This is a genomic window from Pseudomonas sp. Xaverov 83 (genome assembly GCF_019352905.1).
In the GTDB taxonomy this organism is placed as follows: domain Bacteria; phylum Pseudomonadota; class Gammaproteobacteria; order Pseudomonadales; family Pseudomonadaceae; genus Aquipseudomonas; species Aquipseudomonas yamanorum.
Genome location: NZ_JAAAFU010000023.1, coordinates 1 through 17159, shown reverse-complemented (window position 1 = coordinate 17159; position 17159 = coordinate 1). Strand labels below are relative to the sequence as shown.

General features: G+C 62.1%; 15 protein-coding genes. 6 read left to right on the top strand and 9 right to left on the bottom strand.

All coding sequences use genetic code 11. From position 1 onward, the window contains the following. Positions 1-110: 110 nt before the first annotated feature. The 7 genes from K0H47_RS08860 to K0H47_RS08830 are packed head-to-tail and all read right to left on the bottom strand — an operon-like array spanning position 111 to position 6559. Complete coding sequence (locus tag K0H47_RS08860) at positions 111-1142, bottom strand: ABC transporter substrate-binding protein (RefSeq protein WP_003218283.1); 1032 nt, start codon at positions 1140-1142, stop codon at positions 111-113. Between the two features lie 17 nt (positions 1143-1159). Then, a complete protein-coding gene (locus K0H47_RS08855) occupies positions 1160-2263 on the bottom strand; it encodes an FAD-binding oxidoreductase (RefSeq protein ID WP_219272403.1) in 1104 nt (367 codons plus the stop codon). Then, complete coding sequence (locus K0H47_RS08850) at positions 2260-3603, bottom strand: NAD(P)/FAD-dependent oxidoreductase (RefSeq protein ID WP_177027503.1); 1344 nt, start codon at positions 3601-3603, stop codon at positions 2260-2262. The genes K0H47_RS08855 and K0H47_RS08850 overlap by 4 nt, the downstream gene beginning before the upstream one ends. Next, positions 3600-3890 (bottom strand): (2Fe-2S)-binding protein, encoded by a 291-nt coding sequence (locus K0H47_RS08845; protein WP_063028847.1) that lies wholly within the window; start codon positions 3888-3890, stop codon positions 3600-3602. Before K0H47_RS08845 ends, K0H47_RS08850 begins: the two co-directional genes overlap by 4 nt. Then, on the bottom strand, positions 3890-4684 hold the full coding sequence (locus K0H47_RS08840) for an ABC transporter permease (protein WP_063028849.1): 795 nt from the start codon (positions 4682-4684) through the stop codon (positions 3890-3892). Before K0H47_RS08840 ends, K0H47_RS08845 begins: the two co-directional genes overlap by 1 nt. 4 nt (positions 4685-4688) lie before the next feature. Next, positions 4689-5534 (bottom strand): ABC transporter permease, encoded by an 846-nt coding sequence (locus tag K0H47_RS08835; RefSeq protein WP_218263980.1) that lies wholly within the window; start codon positions 5532-5534, stop codon positions 4689-4691. Next, a complete protein-coding gene (locus K0H47_RS08830) occupies positions 5531-6559 on the bottom strand; it encodes an ABC transporter ATP-binding protein (RefSeq protein ID WP_218263981.1) in 1029 nt (342 codons plus the stop codon). Before K0H47_RS08830 ends, K0H47_RS08835 begins: the two co-directional genes overlap by 4 nt. 241 nt (positions 6560-6800) lie before the next feature. On the opposite strand from K0H47_RS08830, the gene K0H47_RS08825 reads away from it, so the two are divergent. Then, a complete protein-coding gene (locus K0H47_RS08825; protein ID WP_063028853.1) occupies positions 6801-7631 on the top strand; it encodes an IclR family transcriptional regulator in 831 nt (276 codons plus the stop codon). A gap of 116 nt (positions 7632-7747) precedes the next feature. On the opposite strand, the gene K0H47_RS08820 is transcribed toward K0H47_RS08825, so the two are convergent. Both K0H47_RS08820 and K0H47_RS08815 read right to left on the bottom strand, forming a co-directional pair. Continuing rightward, positions 7748-8446 (bottom strand): response regulator, encoded by a 699-nt coding sequence (locus tag K0H47_RS08820; RefSeq protein ID WP_219272401.1) that lies wholly within the window; start codon positions 8444-8446, stop codon positions 7748-7750. Continuing rightward, complete coding sequence (locus tag K0H47_RS08815) at positions 8421-11807, bottom strand: ATP-binding protein (protein WP_177071219.1); 3387 nt, start codon at positions 11805-11807, stop codon at positions 8421-8423. The genes K0H47_RS08820 and K0H47_RS08815 overlap by 26 nt, the downstream gene beginning before the upstream one ends. 330 nt (positions 11808-12137) lie before the next feature. On the opposite strand from K0H47_RS08815, the gene urtA reads away from it, so the two are divergent. The 5 genes from urtA (at position 12138) to urtE (ending at position 17052) form a co-directional block, all read left to right on the top strand. Further along, on the top strand, positions 12138-13346 hold the full coding sequence (gene urtA, locus K0H47_RS08810) for an urea ABC transporter substrate-binding protein (RefSeq protein WP_017475234.1): 1209 nt from the start codon (positions 12138-12140) through the stop codon (positions 13344-13346). Between the two features lie 162 nt (positions 13347-13508). Beyond that, complete coding sequence (gene urtB, locus K0H47_RS08805) at positions 13509-14426, top strand: urea ABC transporter permease subunit UrtB (protein WP_063028859.1); 918 nt, start codon at positions 13509-13511, stop codon at positions 14424-14426. Between the two features lie 10 nt (positions 14427-14436). Next, complete coding sequence (urtC, locus tag K0H47_RS08800; protein WP_177027508.1) at positions 14437-15597, top strand: urea ABC transporter permease subunit UrtC; 1161 nt, start codon at positions 14437-14439, stop codon at positions 15595-15597. Next, on the top strand, positions 15594-16352 hold the full coding sequence (gene urtD, locus K0H47_RS08795) for an urea ABC transporter ATP-binding protein UrtD (RefSeq protein WP_017475231.1): 759 nt from the start codon (positions 15594-15596) through the stop codon (positions 16350-16352). The genes urtC and urtD overlap by 4 nt, the downstream gene beginning before the upstream one ends. Before the next feature lie 10 nt (positions 16353-16362). Beyond that, positions 16363-17052 (top strand): urea ABC transporter ATP-binding subunit UrtE, encoded by a 690-nt coding sequence (gene urtE, locus K0H47_RS08790; protein ID WP_093208296.1) that lies wholly within the window; start codon positions 16363-16365, stop codon positions 17050-17052. Positions 17053-17159 lie beyond the last annotated feature (107 nt).

The following is a 17159-nucleotide window of genomic DNA, read 5'->3' as shown; positions in this document are numbered from 1 at the left end:
GTGGGGCAAGAGCCTTTTGGTTACTTTTGGGCTCCTTTCAAAAGTGACCCGCTGTAAGAGCGGAACCAATTTAAGCCATCACCCAAATAACGGATATTCACCCCCAAAGCCTACCGCTCAATCGACCGACTCCACCGCGCATTCCACTCCGGCCGCGCCTGGTTCACCTGATCCCAGTCAATCGAAATCGCCGTCTGCAAGTAACTGTTCATCGCCTCCACCCGAGCCCGAGTCTTATCCGTGGTCGGCGTAGTAGGATTCGAAGGAATCTGATCCCCCAACTCTAAAGCCGGCGCCTGCGCCTCAGCGGTCAACAAAAATTGCGCCAGTTTCTGCGCCAACTCCGGCTGGTCATTCCGCGCAATCACACACTCCGCCACGTTCAACACCACCGCGCCTTCCTTCGGCTGCGCATACTCCATCGGCACACCCAACAACTGCTGCGTGGTCACCTGCGTCGGCGTTAGCGGAAAGATCGCCGCCTCATCCGTCTGCACCATCTCGGAAATCTTCGCCGAGCTGGCGATGTATTCCAGCACGTTGGGCCCGACGGTTTTCGGCCAGGCCTTGAACCCCGGCTCCACGTTGGTCTCGCTGCCCCCCTGAATCCGGTTGAACATCAGGAAACCATGCAACCCAAACGTGGAGGAGGCCAGGGACTGAAACACCACCTTGTCCTTGAACCGTGGATCCGCCAGGTCCATCCACGATGTCGGCGGCGCCCAGCCCTTTTCCTTGAACATCTTGGCGTTGTAACCCAACCCGGTCACCCCGAGCGTCACCGCAACTGCCTCTTCCTTGATTTTGGCCTTGGCCGGAATCTGATCCAGGGTCGGGTTAGGCGTGAGCTTCTCGCACAACCCCATGGAGATAGCGCGGTACATGATGCCGTCGTCGAGGAACATCACGTGCATCTGCGGGTTGTCCTTGTTGGCCTGCACCTTGGCCAGGATGTCCGACGAGGTGCCCGGCACGATCACCACCTTGACGTTGTTGGCCTTCTCGAACGCAGGCAGCACCTTGTCGGCGTAGACCCGCTCCATGGTGCCGCCGTTCATGCCCAGGTACAGCGTCGGTGCAGCATGGGCCGCCGTGCTCAACAGGGCGAGGGACAGGCAAGACAGCGCAGTACGTTTGATCATGTGCATGAATCTTCCTCTCAGGCTTGGAAACGACGGATGGAAAATGCTTCGATGGGCTGCCGGCTGGCCCCCGTGCAGACGATTTCTGCCAGGGCTTCACCGACCGCAGGGCCGAGCTGGAACCCGGCGCCGGCAAAGCCGAAACCGTGGAGCAGGCCGGGTTGGGTGCTGCTGTCGCCGATCACTGGTTCGTGGTCGGGTAGATAACCTTCGGTGCCGCTCCAGGTGCGGATCGCCTGGGCACCTCTGAGGAACGGGTACAACTCGCCGGCGTTGCGCAGAATCTCCAGCACCGCCGCTTGCCCCGGGCGGGCCTGTTGCGGGCCCAGGGCAAAGCCGCGACCACCACCGAGGATGCAATTGCCCCGGGCAACCTGCCGCGCATAGATTCCGCCGCCTTCGACGCCGGTACTCACGTCCATCACCACCGGCAACGGCTCGGTCACCAGCATCGCCGGGTGCGCCGAGGTCATCGGCACCGGTTCGCCAAAGTGCGCGGCCACGGTACTGGCCCAGGCGCCGGCGCAGTTCAACAGCCAGCGGGCTTGCAGCTGCACACCATTGGCACAGCGCACCTGAAACCGCTGGCCGTCATGTTCAACCTGGGTGACTTCGGTTTGCTCCATCACCCTTGCACCGTGGCGCTGCGCGGCGCGGGCAAAGGCGGGGGAGACCAGGCGCGGATTGGCGTGGCCGTCCTCGGGGCAGAGTGAGGCGCCGACCGCCACATCACCCACCCATGGAAACCGTGCACGCAGCTGAGCGTGATCCAGCATTTGCAGGCCCAGGCCAAAGCCTCGAGTGGCGTCGGCGTAAGCCTGCAAGGCGGCCAGGTCTTCGTGACTGCGGGCCAGTTTCAAATGCCCGGAGCGCACGTATTCGCCATCGATCCCAATCAGCCCCGGCAAGTCGGACCACAGCTCGTGGGCACGTTGCGATAACGGCAACTGATGCAATGGCCGACCCTGGCGCCGCACGCCGCCATAATTCACGCCGCTTGAGTGCGAACCACAAAAGTCCCGCTCCAGCAGCACCACGCGCCGACCTTTCTGCGCCAGCAGCAAGGCGGCTGACGCGCCGACAATCCCGCCGCCCAACACGATCACTTCGCTGTCGATCATGGCTGCATCTCCACGCCAAACGGCAAGGGTTTGATCGGTGCCTGGCCCCGCAGGCGGCCAACGTTTTGAATCTCGCGCCCACTGCGTTCGGCAATGATTTCTGCCGCTGCGAGCCCACACATCCGGCCCTGGCAACGGCCCATGCCAACCCGGCAATGGGCCTTGACCCGGTTCACTTCCCAGTGACCTTCATCCACCACCGCGCGTACTTCGCCGACGCTGACTTCTTCACAGCGGCACAAGATCAGTTCATCCGGGGCTTCGGCGGCCCAGTTTTCCGGGAAGGGGAAGGCGGTTTCCAGGCCATGACGAAAGCGTTGGATGCTCGCCAATTGCTGCTCCAGCACCGCCGGCCGGCGAGGGGCGATGGCAATACCGGTGTCTTCCAGCAACGCCAACGCCGCCCGCTCGCCCGCCATTTGCGCCGCATCGGCGCCCATGATTCCGGCACCATCACCCGCTAAATAAACACCCGTGACACTGCTACGCCCAGCCGCATCTCGCTGGGGCAACCAGGCGCGGTTCAATGCATTCCAGGAAAATTCACACCCAAGCAAATCCGCCAATTGGGTCTCGCTGCGCAGGGCATGGGCGAAGGCCACGGCATCACAGGCGATTTCCTGCTGGTCCCAGTGGATGCCCGTCACTCGTTGTTCGCCGTCGATGTGCGACAGCGTTGCACCTTGATGCACCGGGATGCCGTGGGCCGTGAGCCAGGCGCGGTAGTACAAACCTTTTGCCAGGGTCGCCGGCTGGCCGAGCAATGCCGGCAAGGCGCGGCACTGGGCGCTGAACGGCGCGCTGTCGAGCACCGCCACTACCTTGGCCCCGGCCTTGGCGTACTGATACGCCACCAGGTACAGCAACGGTCCGCTGCCGCAAAACGCCACGCGCTCGCCGATGGCGCAGCCTTGATACTTCAGTGCGATTTGCGCCGCGCCAAGGCTGTACACGCCGGGCAGCGTCCAGCCCGGTACCGGCAGGATGCGGTCAGTGGCGCCCGTAGCGACGATGATCTGCGCGTATTCGATGCTTTCGGCGTGGCCGTTGTTGAGCATGTCCAGGCGACCGTTCTCGGCATTCCACACCAGGGTTTCCGGCCGGTAGTCGATCCGGGTTGCCAGCTCATCCATGGTGCGATGCAGCGCCGTCGCCTTGCCCGCTTCAAAGCCATACAACTGCTTCGCCGAGCGCTGGAAGTTCGCCGGTTGGCGCCGATAAATCTGGCCGCCGCCGCGCAGGCTCTCGTCCACCAACACCGGGGTTACGCCATGCTCGAGCAAGGTCCGGGCGGCGGTAATACCCGCCGGGCCTGCGCCCACTATCACCACTGTCTTCATGCCTGGCGCCCCGGATCACGGCGAATCGCCTGGCCGTCTTCCAGCAAGGTCGAACAGGCGCGCACTCGGCGACCGTCCTCAAGCCGCACCCAGCAATCCTGGCAGGCGCCCATCAGGCAGAAACCGGCGCGGCGTTCGGCGCTGAAATCACTGCCCCGCAGGTGCTCGGCGCAGGTCAGTACGGCGGTCAGCAAGGTGTCGCCGAGCAAGCCTGTGGCAGGCTGCCCGTCGAGGGTGAAGGCGAGGGTGGGCCGCTGGGTCTCGGCCAGTCGTTTGAACAGTGCCATCAATGTTTCCCTACCAACACGCGGTCCAGGCCGTAGACCCGGTCCAGCAAAATCATGGCCGCCGCCGTCAAGCCGATCACCAGCGCCGACACGGCCGCCATCATCGGGTCGATGGATTCGGTGGCGTACACGTACATGCGCACCGGCAAGGTCTGGGTGGCCGGCGAGCTGACAAAAATCGACAAAGTGACTTCATCGAAACTGTTGATGAACGCCAGCAACCAGCCGCCGGCCACGCCGGGCAAAATCATCGGCAAGGTGATCTGGCGAAACAGGGTGAAGCGGCTGGCCCCCAGGGATTCGGCAGCCTGTTCGGCGCTGCGATCGATGCCGATGGCGGCGGCCAATACCAGGCGCAACACGTAAGGCGTGATGATCACCACATGGGCCAGCATCAACCAGGTGAAGCTGCCGTTGACGCCCATCATTGCGAACAGCCGCAGCATCGCTACCCCCAGTACCAGGTGCGGAATGATGATCGGCGAGAGGAACAGGGCACTGAAGAAGTTACGGCCGGGGAACTGGTAGCGACTGATTGCCAGGGCCGCCGGTACCGCGATCAAGGTCGCCAAGCTGGCGGCCACGAACGCCAGGACCAGGCTGTTATAGAACGCCTGGATAAAGTCGGCACGTTCGAACACCGCATGAAACCAGCGCAGGGAGAAGCCCGACGTCGGCAGGCTCAAGGTGTTTTCCGGAGTGAAGGCCACCAGGCACACCACCACCAGCGGCGCCATCATGAACAGTACCACCAGGCCGTGAAAGCCCAGGGCCAAAGGACCGTTTCTGGACATCGTCTTATACTCCCAGGGACTTTTTGTAGCGGCCTTCGACCATGCGGTTCCAGCTCAGCATGATCAGCAAGTTGACCAACATCAGCACCACCGCGATGGTCGCGCCCATGGGCCAGTTGAGTTCCGAGAGGTATTGGTCGTAGACCACCGTGGCGACCATCTTCAGTCGACGTCCGCCCAGCAGGCCGGGGATCGCGAAGGAGCTGGCGGCCAGGCCAAACACGATCAGGGTGCCGGAGAGCACGCCGGGCATTACCTGCGGCAACACGATCTTGCGCATCACCGTGGCCTGGCTGGCACCCAGGGACAGCGCCGCCTGTTCCGCCGACGGGTCGAGCTTCTGCAGGGAGGTCCACACCGGAATGATCATGAACGGCAGCATCACGTGCACCAGTGCGATGATCACCGCGAACGAGGTGTAGAGCAGCTTCACCGGTTTGCCACCGAGGGCCTGGATCACCTGGTTCACCAGACCATCGGCACCCAGCAGCAGGCTCCAGCCAAAGGCCCGCACCACCACTGAAATCAGCAGCGGCGTGAGGATCAGGATCAGGAAGATCGAGCGCCACGGCGTGCCCATGCGGCTGAGGATGTAGGCCTCGGGCACCCCGATCACCACGCAGAGCAAGGTCACCAGGGCACTGATCCAGAAGGTGCGCCAGAAGATCTCGTAGAAGTACGAATCGCTGAACAGCGACAGGTAGTGGGCGAAGGTCCACTCATCGGCCTTCACCCCCACCTGGTAGTCGAACACGTTGAACGACAGCACCAGCGTCAGGCCCAGGGGCAGGATCAGCAGCCCGAAAAACAACACCAGCGCCGGCAACGACAACAGGTAGCCACGGCTCATGCGCGCACCTCATCGGCGGCCAGTACCCGCAGCAGGCTCGACTCCCAGTCCAGGCCTACCGCCGCGCCGCAACCCAAGGGCGCACTGCCGTCGTTGCGGCGGACCACGGTCAGCTCGCCGATCTGGGTCTTGATGCGGTACAGCCATTGGCTGCCGAAGAAATAGCTGTCGAGGATCTTGCCTTGCAGGCGCCCTGAGCCGGCGGCCACCAGGTCGATCTTTTCCGGGCGCAGGCTCAGGGTCAGTTCGCCGTTGCCGGGCTCGAAGCGCACTTGCGGCGCACCGAGTTGATCGAAGTCGCCCGCCAGCAGGTTGGCCTTGCCGACAAAGTCCGAGATGAAGCGCGTGCGCGGGTGTTCATAAAGTTTGTACGGCGCGTCGATCTGGGTGACGCGCCCGGCCTGCATCACCACCACGCGGTCGCTGATGGACAGTGCCTCAGCCTGGTCGTGGGTGACCATCAGGGTGGTGATCCCGACTTCGCACTGGATGCGGCGGATTTCGAACTGCATCTCTTCCCGCAGGTTGGCGTCGAGGTTGGAGAGGGGCTCGTCCAGCAGCAACACCGGCGGCTCGATCACCAGGGCGCGGGCCAGGGCCACGCGCTGGCGCTGGCCGCCGGACAGTTCCCGCGGGTAGCGCTCGGCGTGAGGGGCCAGGCGCACCAGTTCCAGCACGGTCTTGACTCTGCTTGCGATCTCGCCGGCGGGCACCTTGCGCATCTTCAGGCCGAACGCAACGTTGTCGCGCACGCTCATGTGGGGGAACAGCGCGTAGCTCTGGAACACCACGCCCAGGCCACGGCTGGCGGGTTTGGCGTGGGTGATGTCGCGACCGTCGAGGACGATCTGGCCACCGGTGACGTCGACGAAGCCGGCGATCATTTGCAAGGTGGTGGTCTTGCCGCAGCCCGAGGGGCCGAGCAGGGACACGAACTCGCCTTTTTCCACCGCAAGATCAGTGGCGACCACCGCGTCGACGGCGCCGTAGCGTTTGCTCAAGGCGTTGAGTTGGAGAAAAGCCATGTCTGCGTTCCACCTTTTTGAGTCGCGTCGAAACGCGCTTTTTTGTTTTGGGCAGATGCGAAAAGGGTGTTGCGGGTGCGTTGGCGCTCGATCTTGAGTCGGCTGCCGTTAGTTGTTCATTTCGCCCCTGTGGACGCAGATTAGGGCGAAAGACTAGGATGGCGGAAGATGGAATTTCACTGGATAGAGTACTTTTTTCAGTTTCATTCACTGACCAGAATTTAGTGTGAGATATCGGCTTATGGATTCCACTGAGCGGAATGAAAGTGTCAAGGAAGTCGGCGCCGGTGGCGTCTCCCGGTTGTTTGCATTACTGCGCATCCTCGGCGCGGCGCCGGACGGGGGTGAACGGGTGACGCAACTGGCGCAGCAGGTGGGGTTGTCGCAACCTACCACCCACCGACTGCTACGCAGCCTGATGGACGAGGGCATGGTGGAGCAGGATGCGCGCACCAAGCGCTATCGGCTGAGCCTGGAGTTCTTCGCCCTGGCGGCAAATGCAGGCAATACCGGCAACCTGCGGGACCTGGTGCGGCCGAGCATGTTGCGCCTCAGTGCTTCGCTGGGGGATTCATTGTTCCTGCTGGCGCGCAGCGGGTTTGATGCGATCTGCCTGGACCGCAGTGAAGGGCCGTACCCGATCCGTACCTTCACCGGTGACATCGGCGGGCGCGTGGCGCTGGGCGTAGGGCAGGGCAGTTTGGCGATCCTGGCGTTTTTGCCGGAGGAAGAGCGCGAGACGGTGATCCGCTACAACTTGCCACGGCTCAAGGATTTTCACCTGTACGACGAGGTGTTTTTGCGCTCGGAGGTGGAGAGTGTGCGGCGGTTGGGGTATGCGGCGCGCAATACCGGAGTGCTGGAAGGCATGGCCGGGTTGGCGGTGCCGATCCTGGATCGCAATGGGCATGCGGTGGCGGCGTTGAGTGTGGCAACCATCAGTGACCGGCTGGGGCCGGGGCGGTTGCCGACGGTGGTGGAGTTGTTGAAGCGCGAGGCGGCGGCGATCGGGCCGAAGATCAATCCGTTTGATCCGACGTTGAGGCGGCCTTCGCAGATCTTCGGTGGTTAGCAGTTGTCAGCCACAACAGAGATCAAATGTGGGAGCTGGCTTGCCTGCGATAGCGGTGGGTCAGCCAACATTGTTGTCACTGATAGACCGCCATCGCAGGCAAGCCAGCTCCCACATTAGATAGTCGCCATCGTTTGAGCGCGCACGGGACTCATCGCCGCCATCGCCACCGAAGTCGCCGCCGTCCGGGTCTCCACCCCCAACTTCACATACACATGCTCCAGATGCTTGTTCACCGTCCTCGGGCTCAGCCCAAGAATGTCGCCAATGTCCCGATTGGTCTTGCCACACGCCACCCAGCGCAACACCTCGACTTCCCGCTCCGTCAGTTGAAACCGTGCCGACAACAGCCTATGCGCCGGCTCATCCTCCAGAGTAATCACGCTCGGCTGCGTCGCCGCCCGCGCCGACAACAATATCCGCGACGTCCGCAAATGCGCTGCCACCCGCGCCAGCACTTCATCCGTCTGGATCGGCTTGGTCACGTAGTCACTGCCGCCCACCTCAAACCCCTGCACCACATGCTTGCTGTCGGTCAGCCCGGTCATGAACACCACCGGAATGTCCGCGCTGGCCGGTTGTGCCTTGAGCCGGCGGCAGGTTTCAAAGCCGTCCAGGCCGGGCATCACCGCGTCCAGCAGGATCAAGTCCGGGCGCCGGCGTTGCACGCGGTTCAGCGCGCTGAGGCCGTCCAGCGCCACCAGCACCATGTAGCCGGCGTCGTCCAGGGCGTCGGAGAGCATGGCCAGGTTGTCCGGGGTGTCGTCGACAATCAGCACTACGCCGGGCTCAGCGCTGTGGGTCAAGGCATTCATCTTCGGCCTCCTTCAGGATTCGGTTGAGTTCTTCCAGGCGAAAGCTTTTCAGCAGCGCCCGGAGCTTGTTGATGAACGGTGCGGTGCCTGGGCTTTCCAGCACGATGGCGTCGAGCTTTTCATGCAAACCACGCACATAGCCAATGGCGCTCAGTTCGGCGAGCACCGCGAGTTCTTCAGCACTGGGCAGCACGCCCGGTGTGATGACCGGTGCGACGATCGGCGTCCGGCGGCGCAGCCACTGCAAATCCAGGTGCAGTTGCACGCGCCCGAGCAGTTCCGGGGTACGCACCGGCTTGGCCAGGTAGTCGTTGCAGGCGCCGGCGATGCTGCGTTCGCGGTCGTCAGTGAAGGCGTTGGCGGAGATGATGATTATCGGCGCGGCAGACAGCGCATTACGCCGGATCATCCGGCTGGTGGCCCAGCCGTCCATGGTCGGCATCGACAGGTCCATCAGGATCAGGTCCGGCGACAGCAGGGCCACCTGGCGGATCGCCTCCTGGCCGTTGCTGGCCTGGGACACCTCGAAGCCCAAGGGCGTGAGCATGCCGCTGAGCACTTTGCGATGGTCCACATGGTCGTCCACCACCAGAATGCGCCGCCGCTCGCCGTGGTAGCCGATGATGTCGTGTTCAACATGCACCACCGCCTGCGGCACCCGGACCTGGGACAGGAACAGCCGCACCTGGAAGCAGGTGCCCTTGTCCAGTTCGCTGACCACACGCAATTCGCCCCCCATCAGTGAGGTCAGCATGCGTGTGATGGTCAGGCCCAGACCCACGCCCTTGTCCTGGCGCATCAGGTCGCCGCGTTCGAATGGCTGGAAAATCCGTTCGATCTGCTCCGGGTCAATGCCGATGCCGGTGTCGATGATCTCGAAGTTGGCGGTCTCGCGCATGTAGCTGACCCGCAGGCGCACCTCGCCGCTGTCGGTAAAGTTGATCGCGTTGCCCAGCAGGTTGATCAGGATCTGCCGCACGCGTTTTTCATCGCCGCGCACTACGGCGGGGATCTTGCCCACGCAGTCCAGGCGAAAGCGCAGGCCCTTGTCTTCGGCCTGGGGGGTGAACATTTGCTCCAGGTCGTGGATCAGTTCCGGGAAGGGGATTTCGGTGAGTTCCAGGCGCAGCTTGCCGGCCTCGATCTTGGCCACGTCCAGCAGGCCGTCGATCAGCGACAGCAGGTGCGAGCCGCTGCGCAGGATGGTCGCCAGGGCGTCCTGATGCTGTTCGGGCATGGCACTGTCGCGCTGCAGGATCTGGGTGAAGCCAAGGATGCTATTGAGCGGCGTGCGCAGCTCGTGGGACAGCCCGGTGACGTAGCGACTCTTGGCCGCGTTCGCTGCTTCCGAGGCTTCCTTGGCCTGTTGCAGGGCCTGGTCGGTGAGGCTGTGGGCGGCGATCTCCTGCATCAGCAGCGAGGTTTGCCGGTCGGATTCTTCCTGGGCCACCCGCCGGCTTTCGCGGGTGAGTACTACCCACCAGGCGAGTACGGCGGCCAGCACCGAGAGCGTGAGGAACGCCTTGAAAAACGCCTGGTACAAGGTTTGCGAATGGGGCAAACCCTGGGCCGCCTGCATGTAGATCAGCGCCAGCGCCCCGGCGAGCATCAGCACCAGCGCCATCAACAATCCGAGGTAGTGCGCCAGTCGGGTATGCAGGCGCGGTACCAACGTCGTCGGCAGCAACCAGCGCAACACGCCTTCGAACTGGCTGGCCAGCCGCGCATGGGGTTTGCAGCGGTCGCCACAGCGCGCGTCCAGTGAGCAGCAGAGCGAGCAGATCGGCGTGCTGTAGGCCGGGCAGAACGCCATGTCGGCGGTTTCGAACGGGTTGCTGCACAGCCCGCAGATCACCAGCCCGGTGCCGGGTTGCGGGTGAATCAACTGCGCTTTACTGCTGCGGGCAATGTAGTAGCGGCCCTTGGTGAGCCACGCCAATAGCGGCGCCATGATTAACGCGGTACCCAGCGCGACAAACGGTGGCGCAGCCTGGGCCAGGGCGCCGAACAGGCCGAAGTGGGCGAGGATCGACAGCAGCGAGGCAATCAGCATCGAGCCGACGCCCACCGGGTTGATGTCGTAGAGGTGCGCACGCTTGAACTCGATGTGCTTGGGCGACAGGCCCAGGGGCTTGTTGATCACCAGGTCCGCCACCAGCGTGCCGATCCAGGCAATCGCGATATTCGCGTAGAGCCCCAGCACCTGCTCGATCACATCGAACACCCCCAGCTCCATCAGCATCAGCGCGATGGCGACGTTGAACACCAGCCACACCACGCGGCCGGGGTGGCTGTGGGTCACGCGGGCGAAGAAGTTCGACCAGGCCAGGGAGCCGGCGTAGGCGTTGGTCAGGTTGATCTTCATCTGCGAGATGAACACGAACAGCACCATCGCCCCCAGCGCCCATTCGGGAGAGGAGAACACATAGCCGAACGCGACCAGGTACATCTGGGTCGGCTCGGCGGCGCGCTCCATGGGGATTTCATGTTGCAGGGCAAGGAAGGCCAGGAACGCCCCGGCGAACATCTTCAAGGCGCCCGGCACGATCCAGCCCGGGCCGGCGCACAACAGCGCGGCCCACCAGCGCTTGCGGTTGGCGGCGGTTTTTTCCGGAAGGAAGCGCAGGTAGTCCACCTGTTCGCCGATTTGCGTGACCAACGACAGCGCCACGGTGCAGGCGGCGCAGAACGACAGCAGGTTGAAGTCACCACCGTCGCTGCTGCGGCCGACGAAGCTGGTCCAGTCGCTGAAGGCCTCGGGGTTTTTCCACAACACGAAGCCATAGGGCAGCACCAGCAGCACCAGCCACAGGGGTTGCGTCCACAGTTGCAGGCGGCTGATCAGCGTTACGCCGTAGGCCACCAGTGGGATCACCAACACTGAACAAATGACATAGGCGATGGCCAGCGGGATATGGAAATACAACTCCAGGGCCAGGGCCATGATCGCCGCTTCGAGGGCGAAGAACAGGAAGGTGAAGCTGGCGTAGATCAGCGAGGTAATGGTGGAACCGATATAGCCGAAGCCTGCGCCGCGGGTCAGCAGGTCCATGTCCACGCCGTAGCGGGCGGCGTAGTAGCTGATGGGCAGGCCGGTGAGGAAGATCACCAGGCTGATGGCAAGGATCGCCCAGAAGGTGTTGGTGAACCCGTAGCTCAAGGCCAATACGCCGCCGATGGCTTCCAGCGCCAGGAACGACACCGCGCCGAGGGCGGTATTGGCGATGCGCAGCTCCGACCATTTGCGGAAGGACTTTGGGGTGTAGCGCAGGGCGTAGTCTTCCATGGTCTCGTCGGCGACCCAGGAGTTGTAGTCGCGGCGAATCTTGACGATGCGCTGGGTGCCGGGGAGGGGTTGCACGGTGGGTGGCTCCGGGAAGTGGGCTAGGAGGATGAGCAAGTTCCATGCCCTGGCAGGCGCCGCGGGTCCAAATGTGGGAGCGGGCTTGTGTGGGAGCGGGCTTGCTCGCGAATGCGGTGGATCAGTGAATGCATTCGTTGCTGACCCACCGCATTCGCGAGCAAGCCCGCTCCCACATGGGATCTCCACAGTTTGTGAAGGGCGCGATCCTGCCCTGAAAAGGTGCAGGGCGGCATACGTCAAATGACGTACGCCGTTACGTCAGGCTGCGTATACCCGCCGTGGCCACCTGCCGCCATGCTGAACCCCTCATTGCAGAGGAGTCGCCCCATGGAATCACGATTGATCCGCTCCAAACCGTTGTTGGCCTTATCACTGCTGGCGGCGAGTCTGTTCAGCCATGGCGTCATGGCCGACAACGAAGGCCTGGCGGTGACGCCGACGGAAGTCACCGTCGGCCAGCTGCACTCGGCCACCGGCACCATGGCGATTTCCGAAACCGGTTCGATCCAGGCCGAACGCCTGGCCATCGAGCAGATCAACGCCTCGGGCGGGATCCTCGGGCGGCAGATCAAGGTGATCCAGGAAGACGGCGCGTCCGACTGGCCGACCTTCGCCGAAAAGGCCAAGAAACTGCTGGTCAACGACAAGGTGGCCGCAGTGTTCGGCTGCTGGACCTCGGCCTCACGCAAAGCCGTATTGCCGATCTTCGAAAAAGAAAACGGCCTGCTCTACTACCCGACCTTCTACGAAGGCCTGGAACAGTCGAAAAACGTGATCTACACCGGCCAGGAAGCGACCCAGCAAATCCTCGCCAGCCTCGACTGGATCGCCAAGACCAAGGGCGCCAAAACCTTCTACCTGGTGGGCTCGGACTACATCTGGCCGCGCACCTCGATGAAGATCGCGCGCAAGCACATTGAAAACGTCCTGCACGGCACCGTGGTCGGCGAAGACTACTACCCGCTGGGCAACACCCAGTTCGGTTCGCTGATCAACAAGGTCAAGCTGAAAAAGCCTGACGTGGTGTTCGCCGCCGTGGTGGGCGGCTCCAACGTGGCCTTCTACAAACAACTCAACGCGGCGGGTGTGAATTCATCCAAGCAAACCCTGCTGACCCTGTCGGTGACCGAAGACGAACTGCTGGGCATCGGCGGCGAAAACATGGCCGGCTTCTATGCCTCGATGAAGTACTTCCAGAGCCTCGACAACCCGAACAACAAAGCCTTCGTGGAAGCGTTCAAGGCCAAGTACGGCAAGGACGCAGTGATCGGTGACGTGACCCAGGCGGCCTACCTCGGCCCATGGTTGTGGAAAGCGGCGGTGGAGAAAGCCGGCAGTTTCGACGTGGATAAAGTCGTCGCCGCATCGCCTGGCATCGAGCTGAAAAACGCGCCGGAAGGCTACGTGAAGATCCACGAAAACCATCACCTGTGGAGCAAGTCGCGCATCGGTGAAGTGCAGCCAAACGGGCAGTTCAAGGTGATCTACGAGTCGGATCTGATCGAGCCGAATCCGTTTCCGAAAGGCTATCAATAACCTTTGACGTGTAAACCCGGCTTCTGTGGGAGCTGGGCTTGCCCGCGATGCAGGCGACTCGGTCTTTCAGTGACACCGAGGTGATTCCATCGCAGGCAAGCCCGCTCCCACATAAAGCAGAAGCAGATTGCATTTCAACCTCCCGCTCAGGAGACCATCATCATGGAATGGCTATCGGAATTTGGAGCCATCGCGGCGATGCAGGGGTTCAATGGCTTGTCCGTGTTCTGCGTGCTGTTGCTGATGGCATTGGGACTGGCAATCATCTTCGGCCAGATGGGCGTGATCAACATGGCCCACGGTGAGTTCCTGACCATTGGCGCCTACACCACCTACGTCTGTTCCAGCCTCACCGCGCATTTCGCGCCAAGCTTTCAGCCGTACTACTTTTTCATTGCCATTGCCCTGTCATTCCTCGTCGCCGGCGCCGTCGGCTGGCTGGTGGAATGGGCAATGATCAGCCGTTTGTACAAGCGGCCCCTGGACACCTTGCTCGCCACCTGGGGGCTGTCCCTGGTGATGCAGCAAACCTTCCGCTCGGTGTTCGGCGCCCGTGAAGTGAGTGCCGAACCGCCTGCCTGGCTGATGGGGTCGGTGAACCTCACCGACGCCATCGAAATCCCGCGCAACGGCCTGTTCATGATGGGCCTGACCCTGCTGCTGACCGGGGCGATTTTTGTCATGCTCTACCGTTCGCGTTGGGGCCTGCAGGTGCGGGCTACCGTGCAAAACCGCTTGATGAGCCGCGCCGTGGGCATCAATACACGCAAGGTCGACCGCATGACCTTCGCCCTCGGTTGCGGCGTGGCGGGCGTGGCCGGTGCGGCCTTCACCACCATCGGCTCCACCGGGCCGACCGCCGGTTCGCAGTACATCGTCGACACCTTCCTGGTCGTCGTATTCGGCGGCGCGCAAAGCCTGTTCGGCACCATTGCCTCGGCGTTCGTGATTGCCCAGACCCAATCGCTGTCGGAGTTTTTCCTCAGTGGCTCGATGGCCAAGGTGCTGACGCTGTCGTCGGTGATCCTGATCCTGATGCTGCGCCCGCAAGGGTTGTTCTCCATCAAAGTGCGCAAGTAGAGGCGAACCGATGAAGGCTCTAGACAAACTGCTGGGCGGCCAGCAAAACCTGATCGGCATCGTGCTGCTGGCGCTGTTGATCCTCGTGGTATTCCCGCTGACCCTGGATGCGTTTCGCCTGAACATGGTCGGCAAGTACCTGACCTACGCGTTCGTCGCCGTGGGCCTGGTGCTGTGCTGGGGTTATGGCGGGATTCTCAGCCTCGGGCAGGGCGTGTTTTTTGGCGTCGGCGGCTACTGCATGGCGATGTTCCTGAAGCTGGAAGCGTCCGATCCCGAGAGCACCAAGATCCAGTCGACGCCGGGCATTCCGGACTTCATGGACTGGAACCAGATCACCGAACTGCCGTGGCTGTGGCAGCCGTTCCACAGCTTCACCTTCACCCTGTTCGCGGTGATTGCGGTGCCGGTGTTGCTGGCGTTCATCATCGGCATGGCGCTGTTCAAGCGGCGGGTGGGCGATGTGTATTTCTCCATCGTCACCCAAGCGATTGCGCTGATCCTCACGGTGCTGATCGTCGGCCAGCAAGGCCTGACCGGTGGTGTCAATGGCATTACTGACCTCAAGACCCTGCTGGGCTGGGACCTGCGCGGTGACGGCGCGAAGATGATCCTGTATTTCATCAACGCCGGGCTGTTGTTCGGCTGCATCTTCATTGGCCGTTTCATCCTCGCCTCGAAGCTGGGCCGGCTGTTGATGGCCATGCGCGACAAGGAAGAGCGGGTACGGTTTTCCGGGTATGACGTGGCCAGCTTCAAGATCTTCGTGTTCTGCGTGGCGGCGGCGTTTTCGGCGATTGGCGGGGCAATGTTTGCCTTGCAGGTGGGTTTTATGTCGCCGTCATTCGTGGGGATCGTGCCGTCCATCGAGATGGTGATCTTTGCCGCGGTGGGCGGGCGCATGTCGTTGCTGGGCGCGGTGTATGGCGCGTTGCTGGTGAACTACGGCAAGACCTACTTTTCCGAATCCTTCCCCGAGCTGTGGCTGTACCTGATGGGCGGGCTGTTTATCGCCGTGGTCATGTACTTCCCCAACGGCCTGGCGGGGTTGTGGGACAGCCATGGTCGCCAGGCCCTGGCCCGACTGTTGCGGCGCAAGCCGGTGGTCAAGGCCGAGCCCGCGAAGACCAAGCCCAAGGCTGAAGCCAAGATCCTGGAGACACAGCCATGACCGCCGTCGGTTTTGAAATGAAAAAGCCCGTGTTGGCCATTGAAGGGCTGACCGTGTCGTTCGACGGTTTCAAGGCGGTCGATAACCTCAACCTGTACATCGACCGCAATGAAGTGCGGGTGGTGATCGGCCCCAACGGTGCCGGCAAAACCACGGTGCTGGATTTGATCTGCGGTAAGACCCGCGCCACCAGCGGCAGTATCCAGTTCGACGGCCAGGAACTGACCAAAATGCGCGAATACAACATCGTGCGGGCCGGGGTAGGGCGCAAGTTTCAGAACCCGTCGATCTACGAAAACCTCACGGTGTTTGAAAACCTTGAGATGTCGTATCCGGCCGGGCGCAAGGTCTGGGGTGCGCTGTTTTTCAAGCGCAATGCCCAGGTGGTGGCGCGGGTCGAGGAAGTGGCGCGGGAAATCTTTCTCGGTGATTTGTTGCAGCAGCAGGCGGACCTGCTGTCCCACGGGCAGAAGCAGTGGCTGGAGATTGGCATGCTGCTGATGCAAGACCCTGAATTGTTGATGCTCGATGAGCCGGTGGCCGGGATGAGCGTCAACGAGCGGGCGCAAACGGCCGAGTTGCTCAAGCGCATCAGCCAGGGGCGCTCGGTGTTGGTGATCGAGCATGACATGGAGTTCGTCAAGAGCATTGCCCACAAGGTCACGGTGCTGCACCAGGGCAAGGTGCTGGCCGAGGGCAGCATGGAGTCGGTGCAGAGCAATCCGAAAGTCATTGAAGTGTATTTGGGCCACTGAGGAGTCGGGCATGTTCAAGATCGACAAACTGTCGTGCGGGTACGGGCAGAGCCAGATTCTTCATGACTTGGAGCTGAACGTGGCCAAGCGTGAGATCGTTGCGGTGATGGGGCGCAACGGGATGGGTAAGACCACGCTGTTCAAGAGCCTGATGGGGATTCTGCCGCAGTGGCAGGGGCAGGTGAGTGTGGATGGGCATGATGTGTCTGCGCTTGAAACCCATGAGCGGGTGGAGCGGGGGATTGCCTATGTGCCGCAGGGGCGGATGATTTTTCCCAGCATGAGTGTGTTGGAGAATATCCAGACGGGGTTGCCGGCGTCAGCTCGGGGCAAGGTGCCTGAGGATTTGTATGCATTGTTTCCGGTGTTGTATGACATGCGTTCGCGCAAGGGTGGGAATTTGTCTGGGGGGCAGCAACAGCAGTTGGCGATTGCCCGGGCGTTGGCGACGAATCCCAAGGTGTTGTTGTTGGATGAGCCGACTGAGGGGATTCAGCCTTCGATCATCAAGGACATTGCTCGTACGCTTAAGGAGATTCGTAATTTGCGGGATTTGACGATTGTTGTTTCTGAGCAGGTGTTGTCGTTTACCTTGGAGATTGCTGATCGGTTTTTGGTGATTGAGAAGGGGAGGTTTGTGATTGAGGAGACTCGGGATCGGGTGGATGAGGCGACTATTAGTCGGTATTTGTCGGTGTGATCTGGTTGAGTACATATCCGTTATTTAGGTAACGGCCGCTTATGGTTTCGCTCTTACAGCGACTCACTTTGGAAAAGCCGGAATGCCGGCCCAGCCCAAAGTAAGCA